The sequence below is a fragment of the Winogradskyella sp. MIT101101 genome, from assembly GCF_047126865.1.
Taxonomy (GTDB): Bacteria; Bacteroidota; Bacteroidia; order Flavobacteriales; family Flavobacteriaceae; genus Winogradskyella; species Winogradskyella ouciana.
The window spans coordinates 1,237,943-1,258,171 of sequence record NZ_CP138982.1 but is presented as its reverse complement, the minus strand read 5'-3'; the positions used below and the strand labels follow the sequence as shown (position 1 = coordinate 1,258,171).

The following is a 20,229-nucleotide window of genomic DNA, read 5'->3' as shown; positions in this document are numbered from 1 at the left end:
TATTATGAAGCAATCAGAAATTAAACAGCTTTCAACAGCTGAGTTACAAGAAAAACTTAGTGAGACTAAAAAGAGTTATGCAGACCTGAAAATGGCTCACGCAATTTCTCCTTTAGAAAACCCAATCCAGTTACGTCACGCACGCCGTACTGTAGCTAGAGTGGCGACAGAATTAACTAAAAGAGAAGATCAATAATTGTATTCTGCTGAAAGATGGAAAAAAGAAACTTAAGAAAAGAACGTATAGGAGTAGTTACTAGTAACAAAATGGAGAAATCTATTGTAGTTGCTGAAGTTAAAAAAGTAAAACACCCTATGTATGGAAAATTCGTGTTAAAGACAAAGAAATATGTCGCACACGATGAGACAAACGACTGCAACGAAGGAGATACTGTAAAGATCATGGAGACAAGACCTATGAGTAAATCCAAATGTTGGAGATTAGTAGAAATAATTGAAAGAGCGAAGTAATTATGGTACAACAAGAATCAAGATTAAAAGTAGCTGACAATACTGGTGCAAAGGAAGTTTTAACTATCCGTGTACTAGGAGGAACTAAAAGACGTTATGCGTCGGTTGGAGACAAGATTGTAGTATCTGTTAAGGATGCGACTCCAAACGGGAACATCAAAAAAGGTGCTGTTTCTACAGCCGTTGTTGTTCGTACAGCAAAAGAGGTAAGAAGACCAGATGGTTCTTACATTAGATTTGATGACAACGCATGTGTATTATTAAACCCAACGGGTGAGATGAGAGGAACACGTGTTTTTGGGCCTGTAGCTAGAGAACTTCGTGATAAACAATTCATGAAAATTGTATCATTGGCACCAGAGGTGCTTTAATTGATAAATAAGATGACAAAGCTTAAAATAAAATCAGGAGATACAGTACAAGTTATTGCTGGAGACCATAAAGGTTCAGAAGGCAAGGTGCTTAAAGTATTAAAAGATAAGAACAAGGCTATCGTAGAAGGTGTAAACATGGTGAAGAAACATACTAAGCCAAGTGCACAAAACCCTCAAGGTGGTATTGTAGAGAAGGAAGCATCAATTCATATGTCTAACTTGTCGTTGTTAACTTCAAAAGGGGAAACAACAAGAGTAGGTTATAGAATGGATGGAGACAACAAAGTAAGATTTTCTAAAAAATCTAATGAAGTAATTTAATTATGGCTTACGTTGCAAGATTAAAACAAGAGTATAAGGATAAAGTAATCCCAGCTCTTACAGAAGAATTTGGATATAAAAATGTGATGCAAGTACCTAAGCTTCAAAAGATAGTTTTATCTAGAGGTGTTGGTGCTGCTGTTGCAGATAAGAAGTTAATTGATCACGCAGTGGATGAGTTAACAAAAATCACTGGACAAAAAGCAGTTGCTACTATGTCTAAGAAAGACGTTGCGTCTTTTAAGTTACGTAAAGGGATGCCAATTGGCGCTAAGGTAACTTTAAGAGGGGAGCAAATGTATGAGTTCTTAGATCGTTTAGTGACTTCTGCTTTACCACGAGTAAGAGATTTTAACGGTATCAAAGCTTCAGGTTTTGATGGTCGTGGAAACTATAACTTAGGTGTAACAGAACAGATCATTTTCCCAGAAATTGATATTGACAAAATCAACAAAATCAATGGTATGGATATTACATTTGTGACTACTGCCGATACAGATAAAGAGGCAAAGTCATTGTTATCAGAACTAGGATTACCATTTAAAAAGAATTAAGTATGGCTAAAGAATCAATGAAAGCTCGTGAGGTGAAGCGTGCAAAGATGGTTGCAAAATATGCTGAAAAACGTAAAGCTTTAAAAGAAGCTGGCGATTACGAAGCATTACAAAAGTTACCAAAAAACGCATCACCAGTACGTATGCACAACCGTTGTAAACTTACAGGAAGACCAAAAGGTTATATGAGACAATTTGGTATCTCTCGTGTGATGTTTAGAGAAATGGCTAACAAAGGGTTAATTCCTGGAGTAAAGAAAGCAAGTTGGTAAAATTATAAATTGGTTTCAGGTTTGGTAATAGTGCCAAAAACCGCTACCGCAAATTAATAACTATGTACACAGATCCAATAGCGGATTATTTAACGCGAGTTAGAAATGCTGTGAAAGCAAACCACAGAGTGGTTGAGATTCCTGCATCTAACTTAAAAAAGGAGATAACTAAAATATTGTTCGATCAGGGCTTTATTTTAAGTTATAAGTTTGATGACAAATCTACTGCACAAGGTACAATTAAGATTGCCTTAAAGTATAACAAAGACACTAAGGAGTCTGTTATCAAAAAAATTCAAAGAATCAGTAAACCAGGTTTACGTAAGTATGCTGGCTCTAACGAAATGCCAAGAATCTTAAATGGTTTAGGTATTGCAATTGTTTCTACGTCTCACGGTGTGATGACAGGTAAACAAGCGCAAAGAGAAAACGTTGGTGGCGAAGTATTATGTTACGTTTACTAAAAACAGGAAATTATGTCAAGAATAGGTAAAAATCCGATAACAATTCCTGAAGGTGTTACAGTTGAAGTTGAAGATAACGTAATTACCGCTAAAGGTAAATTAGGTGAATTAACTCAAGAGTATTCAGAAGTTGAAATTAAAATAGAAGACGGTACAATTACATTAGAACGTCCGTCTGAGAAAAAAGATCACAGAGCAAAACACGGTCTTTACAGAGCGTTAATTGCTAACATGATAGAAGGTGTTTCTAAAGGCTGGACCAAAGAATTGGAATTAGTTGGTGTAGGTTACAGAGCATCAAATCAAGGACAGAAATTAGATTTAGCAATTGGTTTCTCTCACAACATCGTAATGGACATTGCTCCAGAAGTAAAAGTTGAGACCGTTTCTGAAAAAGGAAAAAACCCAATTGTTAAATTAACATCTCATGACAAACAATTGGTAGGTCAGGTAGCCGCTAAGATTCGTGGTTTCCGTAAGCCAGAACCTTACAAAGGAAAGGGTATCAAGTTTGTTGGTGAAGAAATTAGAAGAAAAGCAGGTAAATCAGCTTAATAATTAAGTTATGGCATTGACAAAGAACGAAAGAAGAACAAGAATAAAAAACAGAATCCGCAAGGTAGTATCTGGTACTTCAGAAAGACCAAGATTAGCTGTTTTTAGAAGCAATAAAGAAATTTATGCTCAAATCGTGAATGATGTAACTGGTGAAACTATAGCTGCTGCATCTTCAAGAGATAAGGATATCGCAAAGTCTAAAGGAAACAAAACTGAGGTTGCGGCTTTAGTTGGTAAGGCTGTTGCAGAAAAAGCTATGAAAGCTGGTGTTGAAACTATTTCTTTTGATAGAGGTGGTTACTTATATCATGGAAGAGTAAAATCATTAGCAGAAGGTGCTAGAGAAGCAGGACTTAAATTTTAAGACATTATGTATCAAAAATATAAAAACGCAGAATTAGTAAAACCAGGCGGATTAGATTTAAAAGATCGCTTAGTTGGTGTACAGCGTGTAACTAAAGTAACAAAAGGTGGTAGAGCATTTGGTTTTTCTGCTATTGTTGTTGTAGGTGACGAAGCAGGAGTTGTAGGACAAGGTTTAGGGAAATCTAAAGACGTTGCTACTGCAATTGCTAAAGCTGTTGAAGATGCTAAGAAAAACTTAGTGAGAATTCCTATTATAAAAGGAACATTACCACACGAGCAAAAAGGTAAGTATGGTGGAGCTAGAGTAAACATTATCCCAGCTGCACCTGGTACAGGAGTTATTGCTGGTGGTGCTGTAAGAACAGTACTTGAAGCAGTTGGTGTACATGATGTATTATCGAAGTCTCAAGGATCTTCTAACCCTCATAATGTAGTAAAAGCAACTTTTGACGCTTTATTACAATTAAGAGATGCTAAATCTATAGCTAAAGAACGTGGAATTTCACTTGAAAAAGTATTTAAAGGATAAACACAAGATGGCAAAGATTAAAGTAACTAAAGTAAAGAGTGCAATCAATCGTACTAAAAGACAAAAGCTAACATTAGAGGCTTTGGGTCTAAAAAAGATTGGTCAAGTAGTAGAGCACGATGCCACACCAAATATCCTTGGTATGGTAAAAAAAGTTGAACATTTAGTTTCTGTAGAGGAAGCTTAAAAATATAACTTAAAAATGGATTTAAGTAATTTAAAACCTGCAGAAGGTTCAGTAAAAAATCAAGGAAAGCGTGTTGGACGTGGTCAAGGATCTGGTAAAGGTGGCACTGCGACAAGAGGACACAAAGGTGCAAAGTCACGTTCTGGTTATTCTAAGAAATTAGGATTTGAAGGTGGTCAAATGCCTTTGCAAAGACGTGTTCCTAAATTCGGATTTACTAATATTAATAGAGTAGAGTACCAAGGTGTAAACTTAGATACTTTACAACAGTTAGTAGACGAAAAGAAAATTAAGGATACTGTAGATTTTGAAACACTTGTATCATTGGGTAAAGCTGGAAAGAACGATCTAGTTAAAATCTTAGGTAGAGGTGAATTAAAATCTAAATTAAAAGTAACTGCTCATAAATTTACTGCTACGGCAAAAGCTGCTATTGAAGCTGCTGGTGGTGAAGCTGTAACTTTATAAGAATATAAGGATGAAAATAATAGATACATTAAAAAACGTTTGGAAAATCACAGAACTTAAGGATAGAATCATTCTTACCTTAGGTTTGTTATTAGTTTACCGTTTTGGTGCTCAGGTTGTATTACCTGGTATTGATATTGATAAATTAGGTGGTTTACAAGCAGGAGTTGATGGTGGTATTTTAGGATTGTTAAATGCTTTTACAGGTGGTGCATTTGCTAATGCATCCGTATTTGCTTTAGGAATTATGCCTTATATTTCTGCGTCCATCGTTGTTCAGTTAATGGGTATTGCGATTCCTTATTTACAGAAACTTCAGAAAGAAGGAGCTAGTGGACAAAAGAAAATCACACAGATTACACGTTGGTTAACTATAGGTATTTGTTTAGTACAAGCACCTGGTTACCTAGCGAGTGTCCCAGCATTATCTGGAGCACAATCTATGAGTAATTTATTGGTTCCTGGTTTTTCTGAAAACATCTTTTACTTTTCTTCAGTAATTATCTTGGTAACTGGTTGTGTATTCGCAATGTGGTTAGGTGAGAAGATTACAGATAAAGGTATTGGTAATGGTATATCATTATTAATTATGGTTGGTATCATTGCAACTATGCCACAGTCATTTATACAAAATGCGGCTTCTAGATTAGAAGGTGGTAATGGTGGATTTATGATGATACTAATTGAGATGGTGATTTGGTTCTTAATCATTTTAGCATCAGTGTTCTTAGTGATGGCAGTCCGAAAAATTGCCGTACAGTATGCAAGAAGAACTGCATCTGGTGGTTATGAGAAAAATGTATTTGGATCTCGTCAATTCTTACCATTGAAGTTAAACGCATCAGGTGTAATGCCAATTATCTTTGCACAAGCAATTATGTTTGTACCAGGATTAATAGGGCAGGCATCATTTTTGGAAGGTACTGATACAGGACAATGGCTACAGGCAGAATTTGGTAACAACCTATTCGGATTTTGGTACAATCTTGTATTCGCATTATTGATTATTGTATTTACATACTTCTATACAGCGATAACTGTACCTACTAATAAAATGGCTGATGATTTAAAACGCAGTGGAGGATTTATTCCGGGAATAAGACCAGGTACCGAAACAGCTGAGTATTTAGACAAGATAATGTCTCAAATTACATTACCAGGATCTATTTTCTTGGCTCTGGTAGCAGTATTCCCAGCATTTGTATTTCAATTTGCAGGTGTACAGCAAGGTTGGTCATTATTCTTTGGTGGTACATCACTATTAATTATGGTTGGTGTAGCTATTGATACAATGCAGCAGATTAATTCTTATTTATTGAATAAGCATTATGACGGCTTGATGAAAACGGGTAAAAACAGAAAATCTGTTACCGCATAACTATAAAACTTAGAAAGTTCAGTCACCAAAAAAACGGCAAGGTATTTGCTAATTGAGGATTGAATACTAAAAATTATTTATGGCAAAGCAAGCAGCAATAGAACAAGACGGAACGATAATAGAGGCATTATCTAATGCTATGTTCCGTGTAGAATTAGAAAATGGTCACATTGTGACTGCACACATATCTGGTAAAATGCGTATGCATTACATTAAGTTGTTACCAGGAGATAAAGTAAAATTAGAAATGAGTCCTTACGATTTAACTAAGGCTCGTATAACTTATAGATACTAAATACTGGTATTTTAAAACAGAAACAGATGAAAGTAAGAGCATCAGTTAAAAAGAGAAGTGCTGATTGTAAATTAGTACGTAGAAAAGGTAGACTTTACGTCATTAACAAAAAGAATCCTAGATTCAAACAAAGACAAGGATAAAAAAAAGTCATTAGTAATTAGTAGTTAGATGAATCTGTTCGAAATCGAAAGGTTTAGGATTCTAACAACTAAAAGCTAACAGCTAAAAACTAAATTATATGGCAAGAATTGCAGGTGTAGACATACCAAAACAAAAAAGAGGAGTAGTATCCTTAACTTATATCTATGGAATAGGTAGAAGTAGAGCTAAAGAAATTTTAGAAACTGCTAAAGTTGACGAAAGCACTAAAGTACAAGATTGGACTGACGACGAAATAGGAGCGATCCGTGAAGCTGTTGGTACTTTCAAAATCGAAGGTGAATTACGTTCTGAAACTCAGTTAAACATTAAGCGATTAATGGATATCGGATGTTACAGAGGAATTCGTCACAGAGCTGGTCTTCCATTAAGAGGACAACGTACTAAGAATAACTCTCGTACAAGAAAAGGAAGAAGAAAAACAGTTGCTAACAAGAAAAAAGTAACTAAATAATAACAGACATTAGTCATTAGTTTAGAAGTTAGATGAATCTGCCTGAAATGTAAAAGTTTAGGATTCTAACAACTAAAGCTAACAACTAGAAACTAAAAAATATGGCAAAGTCAAGTACAAAAAAACGCAAAGTAATTGTTGATGCAATAGGAGAAGCTCATATCACAGCATCTTTTAACAACATCATCGTTTCTTTAACAAATAAAAAAGGTGACGTTATTTCTTGGTCATCAGCTGGTAAAATGGGCTTTAGAGGTTCTAAAAAGAATACTCCTTATGCAGCGCAATTAGCTGCAGAAGATGCTGCAGGTGTAGCTAAAGAAGCTGGTTTAAAGAAAGTGAAAGTATATGTAAAAGGTCCTGGTAACGGTAGAGAATCTGCTATCAGATCTATTCATAACTCAGGTATAGAAGTAACTGAGATCATCGATGTTACTCCAATGCCGCACAACGGTTGTCGTCCACCAAAAAGACGTCGTGTATAATTTACACCATTAAGAAGATTAATATCAGTCGTTTATTCGGTTGATATTAATTTTTTTATACGTAAATTTGCAAACTGAAAAAATCGAATTTATTAACAAGTATCAACGAGAGACAAACGTTTTTTGAAGGATAAGATTAAGACCTTAATTCACTAAACACTCTCAAAACAAATTAAAAATGGCAAGATATACTGGTCCTAAAACTAAAATCGCTCGTAAATTCGGGCAAGCTATCTTCGGAGAAGATAAAGCATTCGAAAAAAGAAACTATCCTCCAGGACAGCACGGAAACAACCGTCGTCGTGGAAAAAAATCTGAATATGCTATCCAGTTAATGGAGAAGCAAAAAGCAAAATATACTTACGGTATTTTAGAGCGTCAATTCAGAAACATGTTTAAAAGAGCAACTGCTGCTCAAGGTATCACAGGTGAGGTATTACTACAATTATGTGAATCGCGTTTAGACAATGTTGTTTTCAGAATGGGTATTGCTCCAACAAGAAGTGGTGCTAGACAATTAGTTTCTCACAGACACATTACTGTAAATGGTGAAAAGGTAAACATTCCTTCTTACCAATTAAAAGCTGGAGATGTTGTTGGTGTTAGAGAAAAATCTAAATCATTAGAAGCTATTCAAAATTCATTAGCTAATTCTAGCAATGTTTACGAATGGATTACTTGGAATAAGGACAAAATGGAAGGAACTTATGTTTCTGTTCCTGCTAGAATCCAAATTCCAGAACAAATCAACGAGCAATTCATCGTTGAACTTTACTCTAAATAATAAATTAATCATATTGGGATTTAGCCAAAGGGTTTATTGGTCTTCTTCAAACTTTTAGACCGCGCAACTAAATAACAATTAAAACGAAGAAAAAAATGGCAATATTAAATTTTCAGAAGCCTGATAAAGTAATCATGATTGATTCTACTGATTTCGAAGGTAAATTCGAATTCAGACCACTAGAACCAGGATACGGATTAACAGTAGGTAATGCTCTTAGAAGAGTTTTATTATCATCATTAGAAGGTTTTGCAATCACTTCAGTGAGAATCGAGGGTGTAGATCACGAGTTTTCTACAATTTCTGGTGTAGTTGAGGATGTTACTGAAATGATCTTAAACTTAAAGCAAGTTAACTTTAAGCGTCAGATTGATGAAGTCGATAACGAAACAGTTACAATTTCAATTTCAGGTCAAGAGCAAATCACTGCTGGTGATTTTCAAAAGTTTATTTCTGGTTTCCAAGTATTAAATACAGATTTAGTAATCTGTAACTTAGATCCAAAAGTAAACATCAATATGGAATTAACTATCGAGAAAGGTAGAGGATATGTTCCTGCTGAAGAAAACAAAAAAGCTTCTGCACCAATCGGAACCATCTTTACGGATTCTATTTACACTCCAATAAAGAATGTAAAATACAGTATCGAAAACTTCCGTGTTGAGCAAAAAACGGATTATGAAAAGTTAATTTTCGAAATCCAAACTGATGGATCTATTCATCCAAAGGATGCTTTAACTGAAGCAGCTAAGATATTAATTCACCACTTCATGTTATTCTCTGATGAGCGTATTACTCTTGAAGCTGATGAAATAGCACAAACTGAAACTTATGATGAAGAATCACTTCACATGAGACAACTATTGAAAACCAAATTGGTGGATATGGATCTTTCTGTACGTGCATTAAACTGTTTAAAAGCAGCAGAAGTAGATACTCTAGGTGACTTAGTATCGTTCAACAAAAATGATTTAATGAAATTCAGAAACTTTGGTAAGAAGTCTTTAACTGAGCTAGAAGAATTAGTGAATGTAAAGGGTCTTAACTTCGGGATGGATTTAAGCAAATATAAATTAGATAAAGACTAAGGATTGACGATTGCTGATTTACGAATGACGATTTTTTAAAACTCATTCGTAAATCTAACATCGTAAATCAAAAATTAATAATTAATCATATTTTGCTCCTCGAATAAAGAGTTTGGTAGCAAGATGATAAAACAAATGTCATGAGACACGGAAAAAAATTCAACCACTTAGGTAGAAAGACTGCACACAGAAGAGCAATGTTAGCCAATATGGCTTGTTCTTTAATTGAGCACAAGCGTATTAACACAACAACTGCTAAAGCTAAAGCTTTAAAACAGTTTGTGGAGCCTTTAATTACTAAATCTAAAGAAGACACTACTCACAATAGAAGAATTGTGATGTCTAGATTAAAACAAAAAGAGGCTGTTGCTGAATTGTTTAGAGATGTTGCTGCAAAAGTAGCTGATCGTCCAGGAGGCTATACACGTATCATCAAATTAGGAAATCGATTAGGTGATAACGCTGATATGGCAATGATAGAGTTGGTAGATTACAACGATATCTATACTGCTGGTAAGCCTGAGAAGAAAACACGTAGAAGTAGAAGAAGAGGTGGTAAGAAGAGCACTGCTGCTGTTCCACCAGTAGAAACTAAAGCTACTAACGAAGAAGAATAATCGAGTGTTGATAACGATTAATAAATATAGAGGATAAACTTTTTAAGTTTATCCTTTTTTTTTGGAATTTTGCGTTGCACTGAGTGTAGTCTAAGTGCAATTAATAGAAGAGACTAAAACAAGGCATAGCTTAAAAAACAATAATACAACACATGAAATATACACAAAGAAAAAAAGCCCTTATTCTATTAGCTGATGGCACAATTTTCTACGGAAAATCCATAGGAAAAGAAGGTACGGCATTTGGTGAAGTATGTTTTAATACTGGTACTACAGGTTATCAGGAAATTTTCACTGACCCTTCTTATTATGGGCAGTTAATGGTCACCACAAATGCCCATATTGGTAATTATGGTACTAAAGAAGATGAGAATGAATCGGATACAGTAAAAATTGCTGGATTGATTTGTAAAAATTTCAGTTTTGAATATTCGAGACCTGCAGGTGATGCCGCATTAGAAGATTACTTTGAGAAGCATAATACTTTAGCCATTGCAGATGTCGATACAAGAGCTTTGGTAAGTTATATTAGAGATCATGGCGCAATGAATGCTGTTATTTCTACAGAGGTGGATAATATTGAAGGTCTAAAGAAACAATTGGCTGAGCAGCCAGAAATGGAAGGTTTAGAATTAGCTTCTAAGGTATCTACGAAGGAGCCTTATTATTTTGGAGATGAAAATGCAACCTACAAAATAGCTGCTTTAGATATTGGTATAAAAAAGAATATCCTTAGGAATTTAGCTAAGCGAGATGCGTATATCAAAGTGTTTCCTTACAATTCAAAGTTTGAAGATTTAGAAGGGTTTAATCCAGATGGTTATTTCTTATCAAATGGACCTGGTGATCCAGAGCCGTTGGTCGAGGCTCAAGCTGTGGCAAAGGAAATTATATCTAAAAACAAACCTTTGTTTGGTATCTGTTTAGGACATCAGGTTATAGCTTTGGCAAATGGTATTTCAACCTATAAAATGCATAATGGCCATAGAGGTATTAATCATCCGGTTAAAAACCTAATAACCGGTAAAGGTGAAATTACGTCTCAGAACCATGGTTTTGCTATCAACAGAGAAGAAACAGAAGCTAATAGTGATGTAGAAATTACGCATGTACATCTAAATGATGATACAGTAGCAGGTATTAAGATAAAAGACAAAAACTGTTTCTCAGTACAATACCACCCAGAAGCAAGCCCTGGTCCAAATGATTCAGGGTATTTATTTGATCAGTTTATTGAAAATATAAAAAATAACTAATATCAAATTGGCAATGAAACCTAAAGTTCATTGCCAATTTTGTTTTACGAAAACATTATAGTTAAGATTTAATGCAATTCTAATATCTAGAGATATTAATTAGGTCAACTATTTTGTAAATTTGATTTTCAAAATTAAAATAACTTAAACCAAACATAATGAGCATTATAATTAATGTACACGCAAGACAAATTTTAGATTCAAGAGGAAACCCAACCGTAGAGGTAGATGTTGTAACTGAAAATGGAAATATGGGACGTGCAGCAGTACCTTCTGGTGCTTCTACAGGTGAACATGAAGCTGTTGAATTAAGAGATGGAGGCGATGCTTATATGGGCAAAGGCGTGTCTAAAGCTGTAGAAAATGTTAATACGATTCTAGCTCAAGAACTTATGGGAGTTTCTGTGTTTGAGCAAAATGCCATAGATAATCTAATGATAAAATTAGATGGTACACCAAACAAATCTATTTTGGGCGCCAACGCTATTTTGGGAGTATCATTAGCGGTTGCCAAAGCAGCAGCAAATGAACTAAATATGCCATTATATAGATATGTTGGCGGTGTTTCGGCAAATACCTTACCGTTACCAATGATGAACATTATCAATGGAGGTTCACATAGTGATGCGCCAATTGCGTTTCAAGAATTTATGGTTATGCCTGTTAAAGCAAAAAACTTTACACATGCTATGCAGATGGGAACAGAGATTTTCCATAACCTTAAAAAAGTATTGCATGATAGAGGTCTAAGTACTGCTGTTGGAGACGAAGGAGGTTTTGCACCAAACTTAGAAGGAGGAACAGAAGATGCCTTGGATTCCATTAAAGTTGCTGTTGAAAAAGCAGGATACACCTTTGGCGACGATATTAAAATTGCACTAGACTGTGCGGCAGCTGAGTTTTTTGTAGATGGAAAATATGACTATACTAAATTTGAAGGAGACTCAGGTAAAGTAAGAACATCAGCAGAACAAGCTGAGTACTTAGCTGAACTTGCTTCAAAATATCCAATTATATCAATTGAAGATGGTATGGATGAAAATGATTGGGACGGTTGGAAGTTATTGACCGATAAAATTGGGGACAAAGTACAATTGGTTGGTGATGATTTGTTCGTGACAAATGTAGAGCGTTTATCGCGAGGTATTGAAAATGGCATAGCTAATTCCATATTAATTAAAGTAAATCAAATAGGTACATTGACTGAAACCATTTCGGCAGTGAATATGGCACATAACGCAGGCTATACATCTGTAATGTCGCATAGATCTGGTGAAACAGAAGACAATACCATTGCAGATTTGGCAGTAGCATTAAATACAGGACAGATTAAAACAGGTTCTGCATCGCGTAGTGACCGTATGGCGAAATACAATCAGTTATTACGTATTGAGGAAGAATTAGGTGATGTAGCTTATTTTCCGCAAGAAAATGCGTTTAAGGTGAAATAATAATCTATAAAATATACTTGGAGAAGCCTATTCATTTAATTGAATAGGCTTTTTTATAGGTAACAAATTCGATATTTAGTAAACTGTTAAACATAAGATTTGTTAAAAAATTCTTAAATTAAATTGATTTTTGACGCAACCATTTTCATTTAATAGCATCTATACTATAAACTATCAACTATGAAATCACTTTTACTCCTTTTCTTTTGCGTTTTTAATTTAGGAAATATCGAAGCCCAAATTGTAGATATTCCTGACCCAAATTTTAAAGCAAAATTACTACAATCTGCCCCTTGGAATGATATAGCTTTAGATTCTAATGATAATAGCGTAGCCATAGATATTAATAACAATGGTGAGATAGAAGTTTCAGAGGCACTAAGTATTTTTAAATTAGATGTTCAATACGAAAATATAACAGACTTAACAGGTATTCAAGCGTTTGTTAATTTAGAATACTTACAATGCAGGGACAATTATCTATCGGTAATTGATATATCCCAAAATCCAAACCTAACATATTTAAATGTATCAAGAAACCAATTAACGGATATAGATGTATCTCAAAATAATAATCTAATAACTTTAGATCTTTATTTTAATGAGTTAAGCAATTTAGATGTTACTCAGAATATAAACCTTGAATATTTAAACTGTGAAAGGAATGACCTCACAACCCTCAATGTATTGCATAACATCAATTTAAAAACATTACGATTTGGTTCTAATGAGATTGGCTATATGGATATTTCACAAAATCTCAATTTGGAGTATTTAAATGGTTGGTTTAATAATCTAACAACTATTGATGTTAGTCAAAACCTCGATTTGAAAACATTAATTATTAATAGCAATTATAATCTCACAACCCTTGACGTGACTCACAATGTTAATTTAGAAGTATTATGGGTTGGTATCAATGATCTAACGACTCTCGATGTAAGCCAAAATACTAATTTGGAGAGTTTAAGTGTAAGCGGAAATGATAATCTCATAGCTCTTGATATAACTCAAAATATAAATTTGAATCAATTATCAATTGTAGGGAATGATTTTACGGCCTTAGACATTTCTCAAAACATTAATCTGGTAAGTTTAGATTGCCGTAATAACGATCTAACAACTCTTGATTTATCTCAAAACCCTAATCTCGAGTATTTAGACTGTCGTAACAATAATCTCATAAATCTTGATTTATCTCAAAATCCTAATTTGGAGAGCTTAAGTTGTAGTAATAATCAGCTGACAGAATTAGATTTAAGTAATAACGGTGAATTGATATGGTGGAGATGTGATAATAATCAAATAACGAATATTAATATAAAAAATGGTGGGTTTTCATTTGATGAGAGTGCAATTTCATTTAATGAATTAAACGTTGAGAACAATCCTATTGAGTTTATTTGTGCCGACGAGGAAGAGATTTTAGCGCTTCAAGAACTTACAAATTATCAAGGGCCTATAAGTAGTTATTGTTCATTTTCACCAGGTGGGGAGTATAATACTATTTCAGGTGATATTATTTTTGATGCAGATAATAATAGTTGTGATACCTCAGATTATAATTTCCCAAATTTAAGAGTACTGATAGATGATGGTACAACTTCAGGTTCTGCGTTTTCAAATCAATCTGGAGATTATACATTTTATACTGATATAGGAAATCATGAACTAATACCAGAATTTGAAAATCCTGATTTTTTTAATGTTGACCCGTTAAATACAATCATTGATTTTACTGATCTAAATAATACAATCAATCAAGATTTCTGCGTTACTGCAAATGGTATCCATAATGATTTAGAAATCGTTATTGTACCAACGATACCTGCACAACCGGGTTTTGATGCTTACTATCAATTGGTATATAAAAATAAAGGGAATCAAGTTCTCTCAGGCAGTATTGATTTTTCTTATGATGACGGTGTTTTAGATTATGTATCAACATCAGAGGTCCCATCAATTCAAAATTCTGGAAATCTCTCATGGGAATATGTAGATTTAAACCCGTTTGAAAGTAGAGTTATAGAAGTTGTTTTAAATGCTAACTCACCAATGGAAACACCAGCTGTTAACATTGATGATATCTTAAATTTTACGGCTGCAATTAATCCAGTTTCTGGTGATGAAAATTCAGAAGATAATACATTTACTTTAGAACAGGTTGTAGTAGGTTCATACGATCCAAATGATATCATCTGTCTAGAAGGTAATATAGTGTCTCCAGATAAAATAGGTGAGTATCTACACTATAATATAAGATTTGAAAATACAGGTACTGCTCCTGCCACATTTGTAGTCGTTAGAGATGACATTGATGAAACACAATATGATTTAAACACTTTACAGATATTGAATTCATCTCATAATATGTATACAAGAATTACTGAGAATAGAGTAGAGTTTATATTTGATAATATTAATCTAGCTCCAACAGAAACTGGTAATGTGGTTTTTAAAATAAAAACCTTAGATACGCTAACGGTAGGTGACGATGTTGAACAACAAGCCGAAATTTACTTTGATTATAATTTTCCAATTATTACCAATATTGCTCAGACAAATTTTCAAGCTTTGTCAATTGATGATGTTAGTCTAAATAGTACTATAAATATTTTTCCAAATCCAATTAGTGATGTTGTTGAAGTTAAGAGTAAATCAGTTATCGAGTTACTTAGAATATATGATATACACGGACGACTAACATTTCAAAAAGTATTTGATAAAAATGAGGCTTCAATTAAGGTCAGTCAATATGAAAGTGGAGTATATTTTATAGAAATCACTTCTTCTTCAGGACGTATTACTAAACGTGTAATCAAAAAATAAAACCGTTGAATCTTATAAAGTTCATATTTGATTTGTATAAAGGAAATTATTGAGAAATACTTATTTTAAAAAGCGATTATCCCAAAAGATAATCGCTTTTGTTTTCTATAGAAAAACCAAATACTTCAATTGTTAAAACGATTATAATTCTACTTCCAAAATCACTTGATATTTCGTAATTTTACAATCCTTTAAAAATTACAAAATACACAACTACATATGTCAGATAAAGCGACCTTAGAAATTAATGGTGACAAGTACGAATTTCCAATTAAAGTTGGTACAGAAAACGAAGTTGCCATTGATATTAAAACCTTAAGAAATGCAACAGGAGGTGTTATTACTATAGACCCTGGTTATAAAAACACAGGAAGTTGCGAAAGCGCCATTACGTTTTTAGATGGTGAAAAAGGTATTTTAAGGTATAGAGGGTATTCTATTGAAGAACTCGCTGAAAAAGCAGATTTCTTAGAAGTGGCTTATCTTTTGATTTTTGGTGAATTACCTACCCATGAGCAATTAAACAAATTCGAAGCTGACATAAAGGAAAGATCTGTTGTAGATGATGATATTAAAAAGATTTTGGATGCATTTCCAAAGTCGGCTCACCCAATGGGAGTATTATCATCATTAACAAGTGCATTGACTGCATTTTACCCGTCTTCGGTTGATGTAAAATCAGAGGAGGCGATGTACAATGCCATTGTGAGGATATTGGCAAAATTTCCAATACTTGTGGCATGGACCATGCGTAAAAAGCAAGGCTTACCATTAGACTATGGTGACAAAAATTTGGGTTATGTGGAGAATGTTCTTAAAATGATGTTTAAGAGCCCAAATAGTGAATATGAGCAAAATCCTATTTTGGTGAATGCGTTGGATAAATTGTTAATACTTCACGCAGACCATGAGCAAAATTGTTCTACATCTACTGTAAGAATAGCAGGTTCATCTCATGCAGGTTTATTTGTATCTCTTGCTTCAGGTATATCGGCACTTTGGGGACCATTACATGGTGGAGCAAACCAAGCGGTATTAGAAATGCTTGAAGCCATTAAAGAAGATGGTGGTGATACTAAGAAATATATGGCTAAGGCTAAGGACAAAAACGATCCTTTCCGTTTAATGGGCTTTGGTCACCGTGTGTATAAAAACTTCGATCCAAGAGCCAAAATTATTAAAGTGGCTGCAGATGAGGTATTGGGAGATTTAGGTGTTGAGGACCCTATTTTGGATATTGCCAAAGGTCTTGAGCAAGAAGCATTAAAGGACCCGTACTTTGTGGACAGAAAACTATATCCTAATGTAGATTTCTATTCTGGTATTATATACAGAGCAATGGGAATCCCAGTAGAGATGTTTACCGTGATGTTTGCACTTGGCCGACTTCCAGGATGGATAGCTCAGTGGCGCGAAATGCGCATGCGAAACGAACCGATTGGTCGCCCAAGACAATTGTATATTGGTGAAACCTCTAGAGAGTTTAAGTCTATCGATAAAAGATAAATTCCTGGATTAAGAATAATAAGAAGCTTCATATATTTATGGAGCTTTTTGTATTTTCGTTACCTATGAAATTGAATATACAAAACGAGACTTCAAGACTTAGAGCTGTTGTTTTAGGGACAGCCAAAAGCGTTGGTCCAGTTCCATCAATAGAAGAAGCTTACGACCCAAAATCAGTTGAACATATAAAAGCAGGGACTTATCCCAAAGAAGCTGATATGGTCAAAGAAATGGAAGCCGTAGCTAAAGTTTTTGAAAAATATAACGTTAAGGTTTACAGACCAAAAGTAATTGAAGATTATAACCAAATATTTTCAAGGGATATTGCTTTTGTTATAGAAGACAAATTTATTAAGGCTAATATTTTACCGGATCGAGAAGGAGAGTATCAAGCCATTCAACATGTTATAGAGCAGATTGATAAGGATAAAGTTATTATCCTACCAGAAGAGTGCCATGTTGAAGGAGGAGATGTTATGCCTTGGAACGACTATATTTTTATTGGCACTTATACAGGTGCCGATTATCCGGATTATATCACAGCTCGTACTAATATTGAAGCAGTTAAGGCTATTCAAGAATTGTTTCCTCATAAAACTGTAAAAGCTTTTGAGTTAAGAAAATCCAATACTAATGCAAAAGAAAATGCATTGCATTTAGATTGTTGTTTCCAGCCCATAGGAAAGGATAAAGCAATACTTCATAAAAACGGATTTTTAGTAGAAAGCGAGTATGAGTGGTTGGTTAATTTTTTCGGAAAAGAAAACGTATTCGAAATCACAAAAGAAGAAATGTACAATATGAACAGTAATGTATTCTCCATTTCGGAAGATGTGGTAATTTCTGAAAGAAATTTTACACGACTTAATACTTGGCTAAGAGATAATGGCTTCACGGTTGAGGAAGTCCCTTATGCTGAAATCGCTAAGCAAGAGGGCTTGTTGCGTTGTTCAACGTTACCTTTAATAAGAGATTAGATTTACTTTCTATACAAAAAGTAATTATTAACAAGATCTATATACTCTTGTTTGGCCTCATCTTCAGTAATATCTTGTACTTGAAATAATGCATTGGTCTTAAAGGCATTTATTATGGGTTTACGACTACTAGGTCTTCCATAATCATTAGTAGCTTTTTTATAATAGGCATACAGACGAAGTAAAAAATCTGCAGGAAAAGGTTCTGTATGAGCATTGATACGCTCTACAGCTGCTTCAAATTCTATATTTAATTCTTCTGATGTCATTTCATTTCTGCAATGATACTTTCTCCTCCTCGTACTTTTTGGTTGAGTTTTACCTTTATCTTAGCATCTAAAGGTAAAAATAAATCTACTCTAGACCCAAACTTTATAAACCCTGAATCCGCCCCTTGAATAGCAGTAGAATCTTTTATGGCATAATTTACAATGCGCTTTGCCATTGCTCCAGCAATTTGCCTGTAAAGCACTTTACCAAATCCATCGTTCTCTACAACCACAGTTGTACGTTCATTTTCTTCACTTGCCTTAGGGTGCCAAGCAACTAAATACTTTCCTGGATGATACTTGCTATAAGTGATATTTCCGCTGATTGGATATCTAGTAACGTGAACATTAATAGGCGACATAAAAACAGACACTTGTATGCGCTTGTCCTTAAAAACTTCATTCTCCATTACCTCTTCAATAACCACAACTTTTCCATCTACTGGTGATAAAGCGTGTTTTTCATCAGCATGTGTATGTCGTTTAGGGTTTCTAAAAAATTGAAGAATTAAAATAAAGAATATCAGGATGGCAATCATTAAACCCGTTCTCAACCATTCGTTTGTAATGAATTCATCAATCAAAAAAAATGAACCAACGACGATTACAAGTGTGAAAAATATTATTTTATGACCTTCTTTATGAAACATAACTTACAATTCTTAAAAATAAATAGATAAATGGCGATGCAAAGATAAGACTATCTAAGCGATCCATGAGTCCACCATGTCCTGGCATAATCACTCCACTGTCCTTAACTCCAGCCTGACGTTTAAACTTAGATTCAATTAAATCACCAAACGTACCAAAAACACTAACTATTATCGCTAGGACCAACCAATGTGTGGAATTTAGAGCCTCAGTATATAGTGCTATAAAATAACTTGCTATGCAAGCAAAAAATAGTCCTCCTAAAAATCCTTCAACGGTCTTTTTTGGGGAGATTCTTGGAAACAGTTTCTGCTTTCCAAAATTTTTACCAATTAAGTAAGCGGCACTATCATTTACCCAAACTAAAATGAATGCACCCAATAACAATAATGGCGTAAAGACATTTTGAAAGTTGGCAATCAGCAGCATAAAAATAAAACCACTACTTAAGTAAAACGTAGTAGTAATGTAGCGCTTGGTCTCAAAAAGAGGTATTTTCTTAAAGGTGAATAAGTCTTTTAAAAGTATGAGGTTAACAAATATAGTCACTACAAGTAAAATATTGATGGCTTCACCGCTCCCTACAAAATCAGTTTGATACACACAGATATACCAAAACAGAAAATACAGGAATATGAATATGATATATTGAACATAGGCGTTTAGTTTAATCAATTTACTAAACTCTACTAAACTTAATATACCGAAAACTGCGAGTAGAATGATGAGTCCTGTCTGAAAATATAGTGACCCAATAAGTAATAAAACATATATAGCACCAGAAATAGCTCTAATGGATAGTTCTTTCATTATAAATCTTCTAATAATATCAGGTATAGATCCTTAGCACTACTACCATAAGTAAGAAAGTCTTTATCATCGGCAGTTTTAAAATGCTTTATCGTTGTGATATTTGTAGGAATAGAAGTTTTGCTTTTTTCCTTTATACCTTTTAAACCCTCACCAATATTTTCTACAAACTGACTTGTGGTCGCATAAATAATAAAGTGCTCAGGTAATTCTTTAAGCTTTTTCTCAGCAATTTGATTTGAAGAAATTAACAACGAACCATCATCTGAAATAAGATACTCACAGGTAGATAAGAAATAAGAACTTTCAGAAACCTTCTTAGTAGCATTAAGATTAAAGTCCTTAAACAAAGATGACAAACGCTCATCAATTAGAAAAACCTTGTCATTGTGCCATTGGTTTTCATCCAAAATAGAATTGAAGCTATCCTTTACTTCTTTCATGTTTTCGCAATACAAGAATTTTCCGCCGTTTGCTTTAAAGTTTATGGTAAAACGTTCATCAGCAGGCAACTTAACTTCAGGCATATATTTGCCACGCTCTTGATTTGGTATTTGTTCTTCGGACTGATCAGATTTTTTTCCGAAGAGTTTACGAAATAAGCTCATTCAATTGTTGCTATTAATCTTGTAATTAGTGCATTTATCAAATAT

29 protein-coding genes are annotated in these 20,229 nt (G+C 34.0%); 25 read left to right on the top strand and 4 right to left on the bottom strand.

The window, feature by feature from the left end:
- The first annotated feature begins 4 nt into the window (after positions 1-4).
- The 25 genes from rpmC (at position 5) to SIB89_RS05805 (ending at position 17,846) form a co-directional block, all read left to right on the top strand.
- A complete protein-coding gene (rpmC, locus tag SIB89_RS05925) occupies positions 5-196 on the top strand; it encodes a 50S ribosomal protein L29 (RefSeq protein ID WP_155089963.1) in 192 nt (63 codons plus the stop codon).
- Positions 197-213: 17 nt separating this feature from the next.
- The gene (rpsQ, locus tag SIB89_RS05920) at positions 214-471 is read left to right on the top strand and encodes a 30S ribosomal protein S17 (protein ID WP_155089962.1); all 258 of its coding nucleotides are present in this window, start codon (positions 214-216) and stop codon (positions 469-471) included.
- A gap of 2 nt (positions 472-473) precedes the next feature.
- The gene (gene rplN / locus SIB89_RS05915; RefSeq protein ID WP_155089961.1) at positions 474-842 is read left to right on the top strand and encodes a 50S ribosomal protein L14; all 369 of its coding nucleotides are present in this window, start codon (positions 474-476) and stop codon (positions 840-842) included.
- A gap of 12 nt (positions 843-854) precedes the next feature.
- The gene (gene rplX, locus SIB89_RS05910) at positions 855-1,166 is read left to right on the top strand and encodes a 50S ribosomal protein L24 (protein WP_155089960.1); all 312 of its coding nucleotides are present in this window, start codon (positions 855-857) and stop codon (positions 1,164-1,166) included.
- 2 nt (positions 1,167-1,168) lie between these two features.
- Positions 1,169-1,720, top strand: a complete 552-nt coding sequence (gene rplE / locus SIB89_RS05905) for a 50S ribosomal protein L5 (protein ID WP_155089959.1) — start codon at positions 1,169-1,171, stop codon at positions 1,718-1,720.
- Positions 1,721-1,722: 2 nt separating this feature from the next.
- The gene (rpsN, locus tag SIB89_RS05900) at positions 1,723-1,992 is read left to right on the top strand and encodes a 30S ribosomal protein S14 (RefSeq protein WP_007094975.1); all 270 of its coding nucleotides are present in this window, start codon (positions 1,723-1,725) and stop codon (positions 1,990-1,992) included.
- A gap of 62 nt (positions 1,993-2,054) precedes the next feature.
- The gene (gene rpsH, locus SIB89_RS05895) at positions 2,055-2,456 is read left to right on the top strand and encodes a 30S ribosomal protein S8 (protein WP_155089958.1); all 402 of its coding nucleotides are present in this window, start codon (positions 2,055-2,057) and stop codon (positions 2,454-2,456) included.
- 12 nt (positions 2,457-2,468) lie between these two features.
- Positions 2,469-3,011, top strand: coding sequence for a 50S ribosomal protein L6 (rplF, locus tag SIB89_RS05890; RefSeq protein WP_412561520.1), 543 nt, complete (start codon positions 2,469-2,471; stop codon positions 3,009-3,011).
- 10 nt (positions 3,012-3,021) lie between these two features.
- A complete protein-coding gene (gene rplR, locus SIB89_RS05885; RefSeq protein WP_155089956.1) occupies positions 3,022-3,378 on the top strand; it encodes a 50S ribosomal protein L18 in 357 nt (118 codons plus the stop codon).
- A gap of 6 nt (positions 3,379-3,384) precedes the next feature.
- Positions 3,385-3,909 carry a 30S ribosomal protein S5 gene (gene rpsE / locus SIB89_RS05880; protein WP_155089955.1) on the top strand — a complete coding sequence of 175 codons (525 nt, stop codon included), beginning with the start codon at positions 3,385-3,387 and terminating at the stop codon, positions 3,907-3,909.
- 7 nt (positions 3,910-3,916) lie between these two features.
- Positions 3,917-4,096 carry a 50S ribosomal protein L30 gene (gene rpmD / locus SIB89_RS05875; protein WP_114300031.1) on the top strand — a complete coding sequence of 60 codons (180 nt, stop codon included), beginning with the start codon at positions 3,917-3,919 and terminating at the stop codon, positions 4,094-4,096.
- A 15-nt stretch (positions 4,097-4,111) separates the two neighbouring features.
- Positions 4,112-4,564, top strand: a complete 453-nt coding sequence (gene rplO / locus SIB89_RS05870) for a 50S ribosomal protein L15 (RefSeq protein ID WP_155089954.1) — start codon at positions 4,112-4,114, stop codon at positions 4,562-4,564.
- A 10-nt stretch (positions 4,565-4,574) separates the two neighbouring features.
- Positions 4,575-5,942 (top strand): preprotein translocase subunit SecY, encoded by a 1,368-nt coding sequence (gene secY / locus SIB89_RS05865; RefSeq protein ID WP_155089953.1) that lies wholly within the window; start codon positions 4,575-4,577, stop codon positions 5,940-5,942.
- Between the two features lie 79 nt (positions 5,943-6,021).
- Positions 6,022-6,237 carry a translation initiation factor IF-1 gene (gene infA, locus SIB89_RS05860; protein WP_007094967.1) on the top strand — a complete coding sequence of 72 codons (216 nt, stop codon included), beginning with the start codon at positions 6,022-6,024 and terminating at the stop codon, positions 6,235-6,237.
- 26 nt (positions 6,238-6,263) lie between these two features.
- Positions 6,264-6,380 carry a type B 50S ribosomal protein L36 gene (ykgO, locus tag SIB89_RS05855; RefSeq protein ID WP_008269159.1) on the top strand — a complete coding sequence of 39 codons (117 nt, stop codon included), beginning with the start codon at positions 6,264-6,266 and terminating at the stop codon, positions 6,378-6,380.
- A 98-nt stretch (positions 6,381-6,478) separates the two neighbouring features.
- Positions 6,479-6,853, top strand: coding sequence for a 30S ribosomal protein S13 (gene rpsM, locus SIB89_RS05850; RefSeq protein ID WP_155089952.1), 375 nt, complete (start codon positions 6,479-6,481; stop codon positions 6,851-6,853).
- Positions 6,854-6,954: 101 nt separating this feature from the next.
- A complete protein-coding gene (gene rpsK / locus SIB89_RS05845; protein WP_155089951.1) occupies positions 6,955-7,338 on the top strand; it encodes a 30S ribosomal protein S11 in 384 nt (127 codons plus the stop codon).
- Positions 7,339-7,516: 178 nt separating this feature from the next.
- Complete coding sequence (gene rpsD / locus SIB89_RS05840; protein ID WP_155089950.1) at positions 7,517-8,122, top strand: 30S ribosomal protein S4; 606 nt, start codon at positions 7,517-7,519, stop codon at positions 8,120-8,122.
- A gap of 95 nt (positions 8,123-8,217) precedes the next feature.
- Complete coding sequence (locus SIB89_RS05835) at positions 8,218-9,210, top strand: DNA-directed RNA polymerase subunit alpha (protein ID WP_273289491.1); 993 nt, start codon at positions 8,218-8,220, stop codon at positions 9,208-9,210.
- Positions 9,211-9,350: 140 nt separating this feature from the next.
- Complete coding sequence (rplQ, locus tag SIB89_RS05830; protein WP_155089948.1) at positions 9,351-9,827, top strand: 50S ribosomal protein L17; 477 nt, start codon at positions 9,351-9,353, stop codon at positions 9,825-9,827.
- A gap of 152 nt (positions 9,828-9,979) precedes the next feature.
- Positions 9,980-11,083 (top strand): glutamine-hydrolyzing carbamoyl-phosphate synthase small subunit, encoded by a 1,104-nt coding sequence (gene carA, locus SIB89_RS05825; protein ID WP_412561519.1) that lies wholly within the window; start codon positions 9,980-9,982, stop codon positions 11,081-11,083.
- A gap of 158 nt (positions 11,084-11,241) precedes the next feature.
- The gene (gene eno / locus SIB89_RS05820) at positions 11,242-12,534 is read left to right on the top strand and encodes a phosphopyruvate hydratase (RefSeq protein ID WP_412561518.1); all 1,293 of its coding nucleotides are present in this window, start codon (positions 11,242-11,244) and stop codon (positions 12,532-12,534) included.
- Between the two features lie 180 nt (positions 12,535-12,714).
- Positions 12,715-15,363 (top strand): T9SS type A sorting domain-containing protein, encoded by a 2,649-nt coding sequence (locus SIB89_RS05815; protein ID WP_412561517.1) that lies wholly within the window; start codon positions 12,715-12,717, stop codon positions 15,361-15,363.
- A 219-nt stretch (positions 15,364-15,582) separates the two neighbouring features.
- A complete protein-coding gene (locus SIB89_RS05810) occupies positions 15,583-16,869 on the top strand; it encodes a citrate synthase (RefSeq protein WP_155089945.1) in 1,287 nt (428 codons plus the stop codon).
- A 65-nt stretch (positions 16,870-16,934) separates the two neighbouring features.
- Positions 16,935-17,846 (top strand): dimethylarginine dimethylaminohydrolase family protein, encoded by a 912-nt coding sequence (locus SIB89_RS05805; protein ID WP_273289487.1) that lies wholly within the window; start codon positions 16,935-16,937, stop codon positions 17,844-17,846.
- Positions 17,847-17,848: 2 nt separating this feature from the next.
- Here the strand turns inward: SIB89_RS05805 and SIB89_RS05800 are convergent, their stop codons facing one another.
- From SIB89_RS05800 to SIB89_RS05785, 4 genes are read right to left on the bottom strand one after another with little or no spacing between them, the layout of a single operon-like run.
- Positions 17,849-18,115, bottom strand: coding sequence for an acyl-CoA-binding protein (locus SIB89_RS05800; protein ID WP_155089943.1), 267 nt, complete (start codon positions 18,113-18,115; stop codon positions 17,849-17,851).
- A complete protein-coding gene (locus SIB89_RS05795) occupies positions 18,112-18,765 on the bottom strand; it encodes a phosphatidylserine decarboxylase family protein (RefSeq protein ID WP_273289486.1) in 654 nt (217 codons plus the stop codon). Before SIB89_RS05795 ends, SIB89_RS05800 begins: the two co-directional genes overlap by 4 nt.
- Entirely contained in the window at positions 18,755-19,576 is an 822-nt protein-coding gene (locus SIB89_RS05790; RefSeq protein ID WP_273289485.1) for a phosphatidate cytidylyltransferase, read from the bottom strand. The genes SIB89_RS05795 and SIB89_RS05790 overlap by 11 nt, the downstream gene beginning before the upstream one ends.
- Positions 19,576-20,184, bottom strand: coding sequence for an LUD domain-containing protein (locus tag SIB89_RS05785; protein ID WP_273289484.1), 609 nt, complete (start codon positions 20,182-20,184; stop codon positions 19,576-19,578). The genes SIB89_RS05790 and SIB89_RS05785 overlap by 1 nt, the downstream gene beginning before the upstream one ends.
- Between the last annotated feature and the right edge of the window lie 45 nt (positions 20,185-20,229).

Excerpts from the sequence above, each read along its gene's own strand:
- rpmC (WP_155089963.1), top strand. The coding sequence starts at position 5 with ATGAAGCAATCAGAAATTAAACAGCTTTCAACAGCTGAGTTACAAGAA.
- rpsQ (WP_155089962.1), top strand. The coding sequence starts at position 214 with ATGGAAAAAAGAAACTTAAGAAAAGAACGTATAGGAGTAGTTACTAGT.
- rplN (WP_155089961.1), top strand. The coding sequence starts at position 474 with ATGGTACAACAAGAATCAAGATTAAAAGTAGCTGACAATACTGGTGCA.
- rplX (WP_155089960.1), top strand. The coding sequence starts at position 855 with ATGACAAAGCTTAAAATAAAATCAGGAGATACAGTACAAGTTATTGCT.
- rplE (WP_155089959.1), top strand. The coding sequence starts at position 1,169 with ATGGCTTACGTTGCAAGATTAAAACAAGAGTATAAGGATAAAGTAATC.
- rpsN (WP_007094975.1), top strand. The coding sequence starts at position 1,723 with ATGGCTAAAGAATCAATGAAAGCTCGTGAGGTGAAGCGTGCAAAGATG.
- rpsH (WP_155089958.1), top strand. The coding sequence starts at position 2,055 with ATGTACACAGATCCAATAGCGGATTATTTAACGCGAGTTAGAAATGCT.
- rplF (WP_412561520.1), top strand. The coding sequence starts at position 2,469 with ATGTCAAGAATAGGTAAAAATCCGATAACAATTCCTGAAGGTGTTACA.
- rplR (WP_155089956.1), top strand. The coding sequence starts at position 3,022 with ATGGCATTGACAAAGAACGAAAGAAGAACAAGAATAAAAAACAGAATC.
- rpsE (WP_155089955.1), top strand. The coding sequence starts at position 3,385 with ATGTATCAAAAATATAAAAACGCAGAATTAGTAAAACCAGGCGGATTA.
- rpmD (WP_114300031.1), top strand. The coding sequence starts at position 3,917 with ATGGCAAAGATTAAAGTAACTAAAGTAAAGAGTGCAATCAATCGTACT.
- rplO (WP_155089954.1), top strand. The coding sequence starts at position 4,112 with ATGGATTTAAGTAATTTAAAACCTGCAGAAGGTTCAGTAAAAAATCAA.
- secY (WP_155089953.1), top strand. The coding sequence starts at position 4,575 with ATGAAAATAATAGATACATTAAAAAACGTTTGGAAAATCACAGAACTT.
- infA (WP_007094967.1), top strand. The coding sequence starts at position 6,022 with ATGGCAAAGCAAGCAGCAATAGAACAAGACGGAACGATAATAGAGGCA.
- ykgO (WP_008269159.1), top strand. The coding sequence starts at position 6,264 with ATGAAAGTAAGAGCATCAGTTAAAAAGAGAAGTGCTGATTGTAAATTA.
- rpsM (WP_155089952.1), top strand. The coding sequence starts at position 6,479 with ATGGCAAGAATTGCAGGTGTAGACATACCAAAACAAAAAAGAGGAGTA.
- rpsK (WP_155089951.1), top strand. The coding sequence starts at position 6,955 with ATGGCAAAGTCAAGTACAAAAAAACGCAAAGTAATTGTTGATGCAATA.
- rpsD (WP_155089950.1), top strand. The coding sequence starts at position 7,517 with ATGGCAAGATATACTGGTCCTAAAACTAAAATCGCTCGTAAATTCGGG.
- SIB89_RS05835 (WP_273289491.1), top strand. The coding sequence starts at position 8,218 with ATGGCAATATTAAATTTTCAGAAGCCTGATAAAGTAATCATGATTGAT.
- rplQ (WP_155089948.1), top strand. The coding sequence starts at position 9,351 with ATGAGACACGGAAAAAAATTCAACCACTTAGGTAGAAAGACTGCACAC.
- carA (WP_412561519.1), top strand. The coding sequence starts at position 9,980 with ATGAAATATACACAAAGAAAAAAAGCCCTTATTCTATTAGCTGATGGC.
- eno (WP_412561518.1), top strand. The coding sequence starts at position 11,242 with ATGAGCATTATAATTAATGTACACGCAAGACAAATTTTAGATTCAAGA.
- SIB89_RS05815 (WP_412561517.1), top strand. The coding sequence starts at position 12,715 with ATGAAATCACTTTTACTCCTTTTCTTTTGCGTTTTTAATTTAGGAAAT.
- SIB89_RS05810 (WP_155089945.1), top strand. The coding sequence starts at position 15,583 with ATGTCAGATAAAGCGACCTTAGAAATTAATGGTGACAAGTACGAATTT.
- SIB89_RS05805 (WP_273289487.1), top strand. The coding sequence starts at position 16,935 with ATGAAATTGAATATACAAAACGAGACTTCAAGACTTAGAGCTGTTGTT.
- SIB89_RS05800 (WP_155089943.1), bottom strand. The coding sequence starts at position 18,115 with ATGACATCAGAAGAATTAAATATAGAATTTGAAGCAGCTGTAGAGCGT.
- SIB89_RS05795 (WP_273289486.1), bottom strand. The coding sequence starts at position 18,765 with ATGTTTCATAAAGAAGGTCATAAAATAATATTTTTCACACTTGTAATC.
- SIB89_RS05790 (WP_273289485.1), bottom strand. The coding sequence starts at position 19,576 with ATGAAAGAACTATCCATTAGAGCTATTTCTGGTGCTATATATGTTTTA.
- SIB89_RS05785 (WP_273289484.1), bottom strand. The coding sequence starts at position 20,184 with ATGAGCTTATTTCGTAAACTCTTCGGAAAAAAATCTGATCAGTCCGAA.